Raw genomic sequence first — 11,808 nt, forward strand, 5'->3', positions numbered from 1 at the left:
TGCGGCGGGGCGAGTACGCTAACGGTACTCGCCTTCCAGCTCGTCGAGTTGGTGATCAAAGCTGCGCAGGCGCGCCGACCAGGTGTACACCAGCACTTCCAGGTCGCGGTTGAGTACTGCCGCACCCCGTCCCGCACTTTGCTGTGAATCGCACAGGTCCAGTTGATAGCGCTCACGGGCCATCGCGGTGGCCACACTGGAGAGCTCCCGAGCATTGTTCAGCCAGTGCCAACGGGAGTCCTGGATTTCCTGGTCAAGCTCGCGGCACTGGCGCTTCAAGGCTTCCAGGCTTTGCTCCAGTGGCGTGCCCTCCAGCTCGCCCATGACCTCCTGAAAGGTCCGTCCGGGTTGCCAATAGCTGCCCCAGAAATAGCGGTCAAAGACGGTCTCGACGCGGCGCAGCGCCACCTTGGTGTTCCAGATGGCAACCAGTGTGCGGCCCTGAGCCAATTGGCGCTTGCGCGTTTTCAACTGCTGCCAGGAGGTCCAGGCCAATGACGTCAGTGCCATTGCCGCGATCACGGCAGCGGCGCCGAACAGGAACAGTTCGGCCTCTGCCAGTTCGTAAGCGTCGCGTATGCCATAGAAATAACCGGCGGTGAGCAATACCAAGGCGGTTACCGCGCACCAGAAGCCGGGTGCATAGGGATCTTTCATTGGCGCTGTCCCCGTGTTGTTGTTTTGAGCATAGCAACGCCACTCGCCGATATCCGTTGCCGCTCAGCGCATTTTTCGCAGTGCCAGACTGAGCTGGTCGATCACTTCGGCCCAGTCGGCGTCCTCAAGGATTTCATCGCGCAAAAAATCGCGTTGCGACGCTGTCCAGAACAGCGCATCTGCGAGCGCTATATCGGATTTCAGGGGGGAGTGGCTGGTAATGAACTGGTCAATGCTCAGCGCATCGTCAGCCAAGCCCAATTGTTTGAACAGTGAGGGAAGGCTATGGGTAGTTGATTCCATGGTTCGCTCCTTGGGCCAGGCAGACTAATGACAGTGCCCGCCTGGCGGTGGGTTGGAGATCATCAGCAGACCTCGCGCACTTCGGCCTTTGGCACCAGTTTCAGGTACTGATCCATGCTCATGTGAACCAGATAATCGTGGTTGCCTGCTTCCAGGTAGATATCGCCCTGACGGGTCAACGTCGGGTCGAGCAGCATTTTGATTTCGTAGGCATCGCCCAACGCTGGAATGGCGCCGCGCTCACAGTCGCCGAACAGGTGTGGCAGGCCACTTTCTCGGGTCAGTTGCCAAGGGCCGGTGGCGCGCACCTTGCTCATGTCCAGATGACGGTTGGCCGGTAGTACAGCCATCAGGTAGTGCCCGTGACGGTCGTCGAGCATGACTGATTTGGCGACCCGCTCGGCGGGGACACCTGCAGTGCGTGCAGACTCAAGGCTGGTCGCTGAGTGTGGGTGAGGAACGATGTCGTAATCGCAGCCGGCCGTGTCCAGGCGCTGCTGCACGGTTCTTGCCATACGCATGATGCACCTCCAGGCCCAGTCCAGGCGTTATGCCATTACAGGCCTCGGTTAGTTTGTCCCCCTGTGGAAAGTTTAGGCGGTGCTGTTGTGGGTTGCCGGACTAAACTTAATTCACACATACAAGCCAGGTGTGACCGGGTGAACGCTCGCCGCTGGTGGCGCATGCTTCTGCTGCTGATGCTCGTCGTCATGTCGAGGGGGCAGGGTGCGCCTGGTAGCCCGGTGCTGCTCTTGCGTGTAGACGATGCCATTGGTCCGGCTTCTGCCGACTATCTGGTGAGGGGGCTGGCTCAGGCTCAGGCATTGAATGCTCAACTGGTTGTGATTGAGCTGGACACCCCGGGTGGCCTGGACAGCTCGATGCGTACCATTATCAAGGCGATTCTCGCCAGCCCGGTACCGGTGGCCACCTTTGTTTCGCCCAGTGGGGCTCGGGCGGCCAGCGCGGGTACCTATATTCTCTACGCCAGTCATGTCGCGGCGATGGCCCCGGGAACCAATCTTGGTGCGGCTACACCGGTGCAGATTGGCGGTGCACCGGGCGCGCCGCCCGCTGCCCCCAGTAGCGACAAGAAGGCGCCCTTAGATCCTGGCGACACCCTGCTCCACAAACAGATCAATGATGCCGCCGCTTACATTCGCAGCCTGGCGCAATTGCGCGGGCGGAATGTCGAGTGGGCGGAAAAGGCCGTCCGTGATGCGGTCAGTCTGCCCGCCAGCGAAGCGTTGCGGCTAAAGGTGATCGATCGTGTGGCCACTGATGTGCCAGACCTGTTGCGCCAACTCGATGGCAAGAGCCTTGAGGCTGCAGGCCAGGCCGTCGTGTTGCAGACCACCCAGGCGCCGCTGATTGAGCGCCAACCCGACTGGCGTACCCGACTGCTGGCGGTCATCACCAGCCCCAGTGTGGCGCTGGTGCTGATCACCGTCGGTGTCTACGGGCTGATGTTCGAGTTCATGAACCCGGGTTCCGGTGTAGGCGGCGTGGTGGGTGGCATCTGCCTGTTGTTGGGTTTGTACGCGTTGCAGTTGTTGCCGGTGAACTATGCCGGCGTTGGCCTGATCATGCTGGGGCTGGCATTCATGATTGCAGAAGCGTTCTTGCCCAGCTTTGGGGTCATCGGCTTTGGGGGTATTGCCGCGTTTGTGGCGGGCGCTGTCATTCTGATGGACACCGATGTGCCCGGCTTTGGCATTCCCTTGCCTCTGATACTGGGGTTGGCCCTGCTCGCAGCGTTGTTGTTGAGCGGGTTGATCGGTATGGCGCTCAGGGCCAGAAGGCGTGCACTGGTCAGTGGAGATGCCGGCCTTGTGGGTAGCGTGGTGAGGGTCACCGACGTGCAGGCCACAGACCCTTGCATGGGCTGTGTACAGGCCCAGGGCGAGCAGTGGCAGGCACAGTGCCAGACGCCTTTGCACGCCGGGCAGCGGGTTCGGGTGGTGGCACGCAACGGCGTGCTGCTGGAGGTTAGTGCTGCCGCCGAACAACCGGCGCAAGGAGAGTGAGCATGTTCCTGCAACTGGGTTTTGCTGCGCTGTTTGGGCTGATCATGCTGCTGTTGTTTTCAGCCTTTCGCATTCTGCGCGAGTACGAACGCGGCGTCGTGTTTCAGCTGGGCCGGTTCTGGCAGGTCAAAGGGCCGGGGCTGATTCTGCTGATTCCGGGCGTGCAACAGATGGTCAGGGTCGATTTGCGAACCGTGGTTCACGACGTACCGCCCCAGGATGTGATCACCCGCGACAACGTCTCGGTCAAGGTCAATGCGGTGCTCTACTTCCGTGTGCTGGATGCCCAAAAGGCAATCATTCAGGTCGAGGACTACTTCGCCGCTACCAGCCAACTGGCCCAGACCACCTTGCGTGCGGTACTGGGCAAACATGAGCTGGACGAACTGCTGGCTGAACGCGAGCGGCTCAATCTGGACATCCGTCAGGTGCTTGATGCCCAGACCGATGCCTGGGGCATCAAGGTGGCGAACGTCGAGATCAAGCATGTCGACCTGAATGAGTCGATGATTCGCGCCATAGCCCGTCAAGCCGAAGCCGAACGTGAGCGACGGGCCAAGGTGATTCATGCTGAAGGCGAATTGCAGGCGTCAGAAAAGCTCATGCAGGCTGCCGAAATGTTGGGGCGCCAGTCCGGCGCCATGCAACTGCGCTATATGCAGACCCTGGGCAGCATTGCCGGGGACAAGTCATCGACCATCGTCTTCCCGCTGCCGTTGGAGCTGTTCAAGGGGATGATGGATAAAACCTGAGGGCATCAGTGTGCTGCCGAGGGTTGCGCGGCGCGTGCATCGCCAGTGCCTTCCCAGCCCCCACCCAGCGCGAGGAATAACCCGATCTGCCCCAAGGCGACCTGAGTGTTGGCAGCCGCCAGTTGGGCGCGCATATCCGTGTAAGTGCGGGTCGCCTGCAGGTCGGCAAGGAACGACGCGCGACCGGCCTGATAGAAACGATGCGTTTGATCTGCAGCCAACTGCGCCGAGCGTTCGGCCTCCGCCAAGGCATCACGCCGCTCCAGCAGGGCGCTGTACTGGGCAAGGCTGGTCTGGGTTTCGCGGATGGCGTTGAGCACCACACCGTCAAAGCGTGCCAGGGCGGCTTGGGTCGAGGCCTCGGCTTCGCGGATACGTGCCCGAGTACCGTTGGTCGGTACGTTCCAGGTCAACAGCGGACCAAAACCCCAGCGATTGGTTGCCGGTGTACCGAGGTTTTCCAGAATACCGATGGTGCCAACTTGAGCGCCAATGCTGATGTCCGGATACAGCTGGCCGGTGGCGACCCCGATGGTGGCGGTGGCGGCTGCTAGGCCACGCTCGGCCTGGCGTACATCTGGGCGTCGCTTGAGCAGCGCGGCCCCATCACCTACGGGTAATAACTGGGCAATGTGGGGCAGTTCGGCACAGGTTGCGGTGCCGGCCGGTAGCTGGTCGACAGGCTTGGCCAGCAGCATCGAAAGGGTAAACAGACCGGCTTCGCGTGCTGCCTGATAGCGCGGCAGTTCAGCGCGCAGGGATTTGAACTGGGTCTGCGAGCGCGTGACCTGGGTTTCGTCGCCACGCCCGGCATCGCGCAGGCGTTGGGTCAGGCTCAGGCTTTGCTCCTGCAGGTCCAGTGAGGTCTGGGCGATGTGCAGCTCTTCGTTGGCGGCACACACCTGGGTATAGGCGCGCACGACGTCGGCGACCACTGTGATTCGTGCCGTATCAGCGGCGGCCTGGGTTGCGTCGGCATTGGCCTGGGCTGCTTCTACACCGCGCTTGAGGGTGCCCCACAGGTCGAACTGGTAGGACGCACTAAGGATCGCTTCGCCAATATTGGCCACGGGCACTTTTTCCGGCAGCAGGAACGCCTCGCCGGATTCTTGCAGGCGCTGGGCGCCGAGTTTCGTTCCGGCGTGAAAGCCGCCCTGAGCCTGTGCTTCCTCGACTTGGGCGCGGGCCCGGGCGATATTCGCGGCAGCTACGCGCAGCTCGGTGTTGGCAGCCAGGGCGTCGCGCACCAAGTGGTCAAGGCGATCATCGCGATACAGCTGCCACCAGTTGCCGGGCACTGGTGCGGAGACCACGCTGTTCGCATCGTTGCGCAACGTGCCTTGCAGGTCACTGCGGTTGACCGCTGCGTCCTTGGGCAGGTGGTAATCCGGGCCGACCATCTGGCAGGCCGATAGCACCAGGCTGATGCTCAGCAATGCCAACCGCTTCATTGACCGCTGCCCTCGATGATGGACACTGTGGCCGTGCGCCCGGCGATCATGCGGAAATCATCCGGCACCTGATCGAAGGCGATGCGTACGGGGATGCGCTGGGCCAGGCGTACCCAACTGAATGCGGGGTTGACGTTGGGCAGCAGGTTCGCGCCACTGCTGCGGTCGCGGTCTTCGATACCGGCGGCGATGCTCAGTACATGGCCACGCAGCCGTGTGTTGTCACCCATGACGCGAATGTCCACTGCCTGGCCAACCTTGATGCCGGAAAGCTTGGTTTCCTCGAAGTAGCCGTCGACGTGGTAAGAATTGCTGTCCACAACCGACAGTACAGGGCGCCCGGCACTGACGAACTCGTGTACGCGCGGGGCTCGGTCGTTGAGGTAGCCGTCCACCGGGCTGCGCAGTACCGAGCGGTCGAGGTTGAGCTGCGCCGCATCGACTGCCACCTGGGCCTCGGCCAGAGCCGACTGCGCCCGTGCCTCGCGTGACTGGCTCTCTTCCAGTTGCTCTTGGGCGACCAGGTTGCCCAACCCTCGATTACGCTTGGCCTCACGTTGCGCCTGGGCCAGGGTTTCCTTGCGCTCTGCCAAGGTGGCCTGGGCCTGGCGCAAGGCCAGGCGGAAGCGGTCCTGATCAATGGTGAATAGCACATCGCCACGTTTGATCACCTGGTTGTCACGCACGCTGACCTCCTGGATCAGCCCGGACACGTCAGGCGCGATCTGGATCACATCGGCGCGGATGTGCCCGTCACGGGTCCAGGGCGCGAACATGTAATACAGCACCATCTGCCAGACCAGTACGGTCGCCAGCGTCACAACCAACAGCGTCAGGACCATGCGTCCCAGGGTCAATAGAGGTTTCTTCATGGCAGCATCAGGCTTCGAAAAAAATGATCTACCGTACCGAGCAGTACGGCGTAGAGGGCGACGTTAAACAACGCCCGGTGCCAGACCAGGCGATAGAAATGCACGCGTGTCAGCACTGCATGCACGCCGAGAAACAGCAGGTATGTTCCCAGCATCATCACGAGCAGCGTGGGCAGGAAAACCCCGCTGATATCCAGGTCACCGATCACAGGGGCGCTCCGTCGATGCCATAGGGCAATTGAGGTGGGTTTGCAGCGGGATCAAGCATGACTTCCACGCCTGGCAGCAAGGCCAGACGCAAACCGCTCAAGGCATGCAGCAAATGCAGACGGGCATCGGCGTGTTCGGCCATGCTCTGCACGTTAAGCGCCTGGCGAGCGCGCTCCATGCTGGTCAGCAACAGTTCAGGCGGGTGCAGGCGACGGCGAGCGTCCAGGCAGGCCTGGAAATGCGCGCCCACTTCGGTGACGACCTGTTCAAGTTGCGCTCGAGCCTGGGCTGACGCACGGGGCATATAGGCCAGCAGGTCGAGCAGGTTCAGGCCAACCCGCAAGTCACGCAGGGCACCGCTGGTGTCCTGTCCGGTCTGGCCGAGGCGTGGCAGGTGCTGCATCAGGCGGTCGAGCATTTGCACGCCCAGCCTGCGGTGCTCGGCCAAGGTGGCTGGAAGGGTCATGCCGACGATGTCGTGCCAGCTAAACCGCGTTAGCCGCCGGGCGGCGTGCTCGACACCGAACGGGCGCATCACCAGGGTCCAGATGAAGGCGAACAACAGGCCTGCGGGGCCCGCCAGGTTGGCATTGATGAAGGTCAGAAAGTCGGCGTCGTAGGCCCCTTGGATGCTGATGAACGAGGCCGTATTGACGATGGTCAGCAAGGTGCCCAGGTAGAAGCGCGGCTGGACGGTCAGGGTGCCGACGCAAATGAACGGGATTGCGAAGGCCAGTACCAGCATCGGGAAGTCATGCAGGTTGGGCAGCACCAGAAACAGGTAAAGGCTGGCAAACACCACCGACAGGGTGGTCCAGAAGAAAAACCGATAAATCTGTGGTGCCGGGTCGTCCATGGCGGCGAAGAAACTGCAGGCAACCGCTGCCAGAATGACTGCGCTGGCGCCATCGTTCCAGCCCAGCAGGATCCACAACGTCGTGGCGGCAATGATCGCGGTCACGGTCGAGAACACCGAGTAGAGCATCAGGCCGCGGTCAAAAAACGGTGTCAGCCGGCCCAACCGCCAGTGTCGATAAACGGCGTGCCAAGGCGAGAGGTCCTCGGTCCGAATGGCCTGTTGCAGCGTGCAGCAGTCTTGCCACAGATCGACCCATTCGGTGAGACGATACAAGGCATTGGAAAGCAGTAGCATGGGCCGCTCGTCCAGCGCTGCGGCGTCGGGTTGCAGGTTTTCCAGCCGGGTGCGCAAGGCTGACCAGCGTGCTGGTGAGGCTGATTCGGCGGTGGCTTGCAGCCAGTCGCGGGCCTCCAACAGCACGGCTTGAAGATGTTCAGCCTGGGCCGGGGCGCGTTTCTCAAGTGCCAGCAGTGCGTCGTCCAGTGCGTCGAGTACTGGCAGCAGGTGAATCATGCGACCACGCAGCTCGCGGGCGTTTTTTACGGTTTGTGGGCGTGCGCCCTCATGGGCCAGTTGGCCGATCATCATTTCCAGCGAGTTGAAGGTCGCGACCATCGAGGCGCGCAAGGTGCTGACGGTTTCGGTCGATACCTGCCGGGCGAGGAACGTGTCGCTGTACCGACGGGCTTCGTTGAACCAGTTACTGGTCGTGCCCACCACTACAGGGGCCAGTCGGCGCGGCCAGAACACTGCCCCGACCACCGCCGCGCAGACTATGCCCAGGCAAATCTCCTGGGCCCGTGAGGACGCGATATCGAATACGGCCAGCGGGTTGTCGACCACAGGCAGGGCAATCATTGGCAGGGTGTAGCCGGCCAGCATCAGGGTGTAGCTGTTAGCGGTGCGCAGGTGCATGGAAAGGAAGAGCAGGGTTCCGGTCCACAGCGCGATGGCGATCGTCAGCAGCACCGGCGCCTGTACCAACAGGGGTACCAGAAAGACGGCCCCGGCCGCGCCGAGCAGAGTACCCATGGCCCGGTACAGGGCTTTTGAGCTGGTTGGCCCGACGAATGGGCTGGATACGATATAAACCGTTGCCATGGCCCAGTAGGGCCGTGGCAATTGCATGAGCAGGGCGATATACAGTGCGATCATCGAGGCGGCGAAGGTTCGTACCCCGTAGAACCAGTCGCGCGCAGGCGGCATTGAGCTGAAAAAAGTACTCATGCGGTTTGCCCCGAGGCGCGCTGTGCCGCCTCTTCAAAGGCCCTTAATACCCGCAGAGTCGCCTCAAGATCCGCTGCCGGAAGATCCGCCAGTACCTCTCGGCGCAAGCGAACCAGTTCGCCCTCGATGGCTTCGGCCAAGGCTCGGCCACTGGTGGTCAGGCTCAAGGCTTTGGCGCGGCGGTCGAGGGGATCTTCGCTACGGCAGACGAAGCCCGCGCTGCACAGTTGGTCGAGCAGCCTCACCAGGGAGGGGCTTTCCAGTCCGGCCGCCTGGGCGACCTTGACCTGATGAACGCCGTCGCCCAGGCGCACGATCAATAGCAGCGGCACCGCGCAGGCTTCGGAGATACCGTAACCAGCCAGCGTGGCCTGGCAGATCCGTCGCCAGTGCCGGCCGGCTGCCACCATACCGCTGCTGATGTTGAGTTGCAGTGCGTCGAGATTCATTGGAGGGCGGTCACGCGGATATTCATAGTTTGCTAACTATCAATATACTTCGACCACCACCCCCGACGTCAAGAGGCGCTTGCTCAATGGTTTCAGGAGCGCACCTGGTCCTCCAGCTTCATGCTCAACGCCAAGGGGCTGCCTAGGGCAATGGCCTGATCGCGCCAGAACAGGTAGCGCAAGGTGTCGTTCGACAGGCTGAAATGGACAGCCAGTTCCTCCGCAGCCTGTACCACCTTGGCGACTGCGGCGAGTTCCAGCCAGTACAACGCAGCCTTGGTGTCAGTCTCGACCTGTTGGCCATGCAGCAACCGATAACCGATTTCAAAACGGCAGCGTGCATCGCCGCGTTCGGCTCCGCGCATGAACCACTGGTAGGCGCGCTGCAGGTCGACTTGCCACTCCTGCACATGGGTATCGCAGACCTCTTCCTCGTAAAGGTCACCGAGTGCCGCTGCAGCATGGTCCAAACCACGCTCGAAGGCATGCTGGTAGTACTCGGCTGCACAGGCGTAGCTCACCATCACGCCTTTGCCGAAGTAATGTTGCTGGGCCAGGTTGAACCATGCTGTCGCATTGCCCTGCAAAGCGGCCATGCGCAACAGGTGGCCGGCCAGTGTCGGATCCGCTCGCCAGTACTTGCCATTGAGCCAGATCCAGCCGAGGTCATTGAGTGCCGAGATGCTGCCCTCCAGCGCCTGGTTGCGCAGGTCGGTATACACCGCCTGCAGGTCGGCGGCCTCATCAAGGCTGTTTATCAGGCTGAAACTGTCACCCAGCGCGGCACGCTGGCTGGGCATGCCAACCCCGGCATAGAGGCGCGACAAGTGGCCGGTACGTCCGGGGGCTGGCGTGATGCGCGTGGGCAACAGGCGCTCTAGCAAGGGATAGATATTGCTGACAGCAGACATGTTCATCCTCATTGAACCACCCGCAGTACCGAGAGCGGGGGTGATGGGATGTGATTCTGCGCAAGGCAACGACAAAACCTGTCGCGAACAATCATCGTGAAGCGATTCAACAGCTCTTCCTTGATCTGGTTGAATAAGTGGCCATTTGCCATATCCGTTGGCGGGCGCCATGCTAGTGCGCAAGTCTAGACAAGGACGCACCCTTTTGCCCTCTGCTACCACCCGCGCCACACTCAGCCGCCAATGGGAACTTTTGCGCCAGCTACCCAGCCGATCCCCCGGCATCACTAGCGCAGAGCTGGTCGCCCGATTGCAGGACGCTGGCTTCACCATCAGCAAGCGCAGTATCGAGCGAGACCTCAACGAACTATCGTTGATCTTTCCACTGGAGCGCAACGACAAGAGTATTCCCTATGGGTGGCATTGGGCGGCAAACGCCTGTGTCGAACTGCGCGGCTTGAGTATCAGCGAAGCCTTGAGCCTGGCGTTGGTCGAGGAAGCGGTACGGCCACTGCTACCGGGGAGCATGCTCAAGGTGCTTGATGCGCGTTTCAGTCATGCTCGGCAAAAACTTGAGCACTTGTCCGGTGCGAACAAGGCTGCGCGCTGGCTGGACAAAGTCGCCAGCGTTCGCCCCGACATGAACATGCAAGCGCCCGAGGTGCCCGACAGCATTCTGGAAACGGTGCAGAAGGCATTGTTGGAGGAGTATCAGTTGAAGTGCCAGTACTACTCGGCACATAACGACAAACTCAGCGAAATGACTCTCAACCCGTTGGCGTTGATTCAGCGCGGTCAGGTCAGCTACCTGATTGCCCGAGCGGATCCCTACAGTGATATTCGCCAGTTTGCGGTTCATCGCTTTCGCACGGTCAGTATCCTCAGCAGTGCCACCGAAGGTCTCGAGGATTTCGACCTGCAGGTTTACCTGCGCAGCGATGCCCTGCAATTCGGGCAGACCGATAAAATCGAGCTGCAAGCCTGGGTGAGCGACAGTTTGGCGCGCTTGGTGCGTGAAACGCCGCTGTCGGCGGACATGAGCCTGGCCCCGTTGGCACATGGGCATCTTCTGAGGGCGACGGTCAGCAATAGCTGGCAGTTGCGCTGGTGGTTGTTGAGCCAGGGCGATGGCTTGATCGTCGAGCAGCCGATCGGCCTGCGCCAGCAAATTGCTGAAACCCTGAGCAAGGCCGCCGCCCAGTACCAAACGGCATGAATTAGCGCTGCATACCCCAGCGCTTGATGGTGACCCGTTCCAGGCTATTGAATACCAGGCTCTCCACCAACAAGCCGATCAGGATGACCACCGCCAGGCCGGCGAATACCTTGTCGGTGTACAGCTCGTTGCGGTTCTGAAAAATGTACCAACCCAGGCCACCCTTGCCGCTGGTCGCACCGAAGACCAGTTCGGCGGCAATCAGGGTGCGCCAGGCAAAGGCCCAACCAATTTTCAGCCCTGAGAGAATCGACGGCAGCGCGGCTGGAATCAGGATATGCAGGACCAGGCGCAAGCCGCGCAGGCCATAGTTGCGTCCGGCCATGCGCAGGGTTTCCGATACGCCGAGAAAGCCGGCATAAGTGTTCAGCGCCAGTGCCCAGAGTACGGAATGTACCAGTACGAAAATCAGGCTGTTGTCGCCCAGGCCGAACCAGAGCAGCGCCAAAGGCAGCAGGGCGATGGCGGGCAAGGGGTTGAACATTGAGGTCAAGGTACTGAGCAAGTCGCGGCCGAATTGTGTCGACACTGCCAGGCTGGTCAACCCGAAGGCCAGGACAATGCCCAGCAGGTAGCCCTTGAGCAGCACGATCAACGAGACGCCGACCTTGGCCAGCAGCTCGCCGCTGGCCAGGCCATCGATCAAGGCACGGGATGTCTGGACAAAGCTGGGCAGGAGCAGGTCGTTGGCCTGATAACGGGCAACAGCTTCCCAGGCCAGGGCCAGTAACAGCAGGATCAGCCCTTTGCGCAAACTGCTGTGTTGCCAGAGTCGCTGGGCCAGTGGAAGCTCACGTTCCAATGGCACGTTGAGCAGCGGCTCCAGGGGGACTTCATACTCCTGGCGCACAATAGGAGGGGTAGCCATGCGAGT

Annotated in this window: 13 protein-coding genes; 3 read left to right on the plus strand and 10 right to left on the minus strand. The window is 61.4% G+C overall.

The genetic code is table 11. The features are described from left to right. Nucleotides 1-18: 18 nt before the first annotated feature. From ACZ9H3_RS16130 to ACZ9H3_RS16140, 3 genes are all read right to left on the minus strand, one after another. Nucleotides 19-657 carry an NADH:ubiquinone oxidoreductase subunit N gene (locus ACZ9H3_RS16130; RefSeq protein WP_099773257.1) on the minus strand — a complete coding sequence of 213 codons (639 nt, stop codon included), beginning with the start codon at nt 655-657 and terminating at the stop codon, nt 19-21. A gap of 63 nt (nt 658-720) precedes the next feature. Then, nucleotides 721-960, minus strand: a complete 240-nt coding sequence (locus ACZ9H3_RS16135; RefSeq protein ID WP_065761602.1) for a DUF2789 domain-containing protein — start codon at nt 958-960, stop codon at nt 721-723. 62 nt (nt 961-1,022) lie between these two features. Then, nucleotides 1,023-1,481: an aminoacyl-tRNA deacylase gene (locus tag ACZ9H3_RS16140; protein ID WP_065761603.1), complete on the minus strand. Its 459-nt coding sequence runs from the start codon at nt 1,479-1,481 to the stop codon at nt 1,023-1,025. 138 nt (nt 1,482-1,619) lie between these two features. On the opposite strand from ACZ9H3_RS16140, the gene ACZ9H3_RS16145 reads away from it, so the two are divergent. Both ACZ9H3_RS16145 and ACZ9H3_RS16150 read left to right on the plus strand, forming a co-directional pair. Next, nucleotides 1,620-2,987, plus strand: a complete 1,368-nt coding sequence (locus tag ACZ9H3_RS16145; RefSeq protein ID WP_476221505.1) for an NfeD family protein — start codon at nt 1,620-1,622, stop codon at nt 2,985-2,987. A 2-nt stretch (nt 2,988-2,989) separates the two neighbouring features. Continuing rightward, nucleotides 2,990-3,739: a slipin family protein gene (locus tag ACZ9H3_RS16150; RefSeq protein ID WP_065761859.1), complete on the plus strand. Its 750-nt coding sequence runs from the start codon at nt 2,990-2,992 to the stop codon at nt 3,737-3,739. A gap of 5 nt (nt 3,740-3,744) precedes the next feature. Here the strand turns inward: ACZ9H3_RS16150 and ACZ9H3_RS16155 are convergent, their stop codons facing one another. The 6 genes from ACZ9H3_RS16155 to ACZ9H3_RS16180 form a co-directional block, all read right to left on the minus strand. Further along, nucleotides 3,745-5,190, minus strand: coding sequence for an efflux transporter outer membrane subunit (locus tag ACZ9H3_RS16155; protein ID WP_102053687.1), 1,446 nt, complete (start codon nt 5,188-5,190; stop codon nt 3,745-3,747). Next, entirely contained in the window at nt 5,187-6,062 is an 876-nt protein-coding gene (locus tag ACZ9H3_RS16160; protein WP_330523916.1) for an HlyD family secretion protein, read from the minus strand. Before ACZ9H3_RS16160 ends, ACZ9H3_RS16155 begins: the two co-directional genes overlap by 4 nt. Further along, nucleotides 6,059-6,271, minus strand: a complete 213-nt coding sequence (locus tag ACZ9H3_RS16165) for a DUF1656 domain-containing protein (protein ID WP_330523915.1) — start codon at nt 6,269-6,271, stop codon at nt 6,059-6,061. The genes ACZ9H3_RS16160 and ACZ9H3_RS16165 overlap by 4 nt, the downstream gene beginning before the upstream one ends. Beyond that, complete coding sequence (locus ACZ9H3_RS16170; protein WP_476221509.1) at nt 6,268-8,358, minus strand: FUSC family protein; 2,091 nt, start codon at nt 8,356-8,358, stop codon at nt 6,268-6,270. The genes ACZ9H3_RS16165 and ACZ9H3_RS16170 overlap by 4 nt, the downstream gene beginning before the upstream one ends. Further along, on the minus strand, nt 8,355-8,807 hold the full coding sequence (locus ACZ9H3_RS16175) for a MarR family winged helix-turn-helix transcriptional regulator (protein WP_102053690.1): 453 nt from the start codon (nt 8,805-8,807) through the stop codon (nt 8,355-8,357). Before ACZ9H3_RS16175 ends, ACZ9H3_RS16170 begins: the two co-directional genes overlap by 4 nt. Nucleotides 8,808-8,899: 92 nt before the next feature. Continuing rightward, nucleotides 8,900-9,718 (minus strand): tetratricopeptide repeat protein, encoded by an 819-nt coding sequence (locus ACZ9H3_RS16180; protein ID WP_476221512.1) that lies wholly within the window; start codon nt 9,716-9,718, stop codon nt 8,900-8,902. A gap of 205 nt (nt 9,719-9,923) precedes the next feature. Here ACZ9H3_RS16180 and ACZ9H3_RS16185 point away from each other — a divergent pair, with 205 nt between their 5' ends. Beyond that, a complete protein-coding gene (locus ACZ9H3_RS16185) occupies nt 9,924-10,934 on the plus strand; it encodes a helix-turn-helix transcriptional regulator (protein WP_102053692.1) in 1,011 nt (336 codons plus the stop codon). A 1-nt stretch (nt 10,935) separates the two neighbouring features. On the opposite strand, the gene ACZ9H3_RS16190 is transcribed toward ACZ9H3_RS16185, so the two are convergent. Continuing rightward, entirely contained in the window at nt 10,936-11,802 is an 867-nt protein-coding gene (locus tag ACZ9H3_RS16190) for an ABC transporter permease (protein ID WP_330523913.1), read from the minus strand. Nucleotides 11,803-11,808: the final 6 nt, after the last annotated feature.

The sequence above is a fragment of the Pseudomonas sp. TE3910 genome, from assembly GCF_056279025.1.

What these genes read in the sequence shown, in the direction of transcription:
- ACZ9H3_RS16130 (WP_099773257.1), bottom strand. Translation starts at nt 657, where the DNA reads ATGAAAGATCCCTATGCACCCGGCTTCTGGTGCGCGGTAACCGCCTTG.
- ACZ9H3_RS16135 (WP_065761602.1), bottom strand. Translation starts at nt 960, where the DNA reads ATGGAATCAACTACCCATAGCCTTCCCTCACTGTTCAAACAATTGGGC.
- ACZ9H3_RS16140 (WP_065761603.1), bottom strand. Translation starts at nt 1,481, where the DNA reads ATGCGTATGGCAAGAACCGTGCAGCAGCGCCTGGACACGGCCGGCTGC.
- ACZ9H3_RS16150 (WP_065761859.1), top strand. Translation starts at nt 2,990, where the DNA reads ATGTTCCTGCAACTGGGTTTTGCTGCGCTGTTTGGGCTGATCATGCTG.
- ACZ9H3_RS16155 (WP_102053687.1), bottom strand. Translation starts at nt 5,190, where the DNA reads ATGAAGCGGTTGGCATTGCTGAGCATCAGCCTGGTGCTATCGGCCTGC.
- ACZ9H3_RS16160 (WP_330523916.1), bottom strand. Translation starts at nt 6,062, where the DNA reads ATGAAGAAACCTCTATTGACCCTGGGACGCATGGTCCTGACGCTGTTG.
- ACZ9H3_RS16170 (WP_476221509.1), bottom strand. Translation starts at nt 8,358, where the DNA reads ATGAGTACTTTTTTCAGCTCAATGCCGCCTGCGCGCGACTGGTTCTAC.
- ACZ9H3_RS16175 (WP_102053690.1), bottom strand. Translation starts at nt 8,807, where the DNA reads ATGAATCTCGACGCACTGCAACTCAACATCAGCAGCGGTATGGTGGCA.
- ACZ9H3_RS16180 (WP_476221512.1), bottom strand. Translation starts at nt 9,718, where the DNA reads ATGTCTGCTGTCAGCAATATCTATCCCTTGCTAGAGCGCCTGTTGCCC.
- ACZ9H3_RS16190 (WP_330523913.1), bottom strand. Translation starts at nt 11,802, where the DNA reads ATGGCTACCCCTCCTATTGTGCGCCAGGAGTATGAAGTCCCCCTGGAG.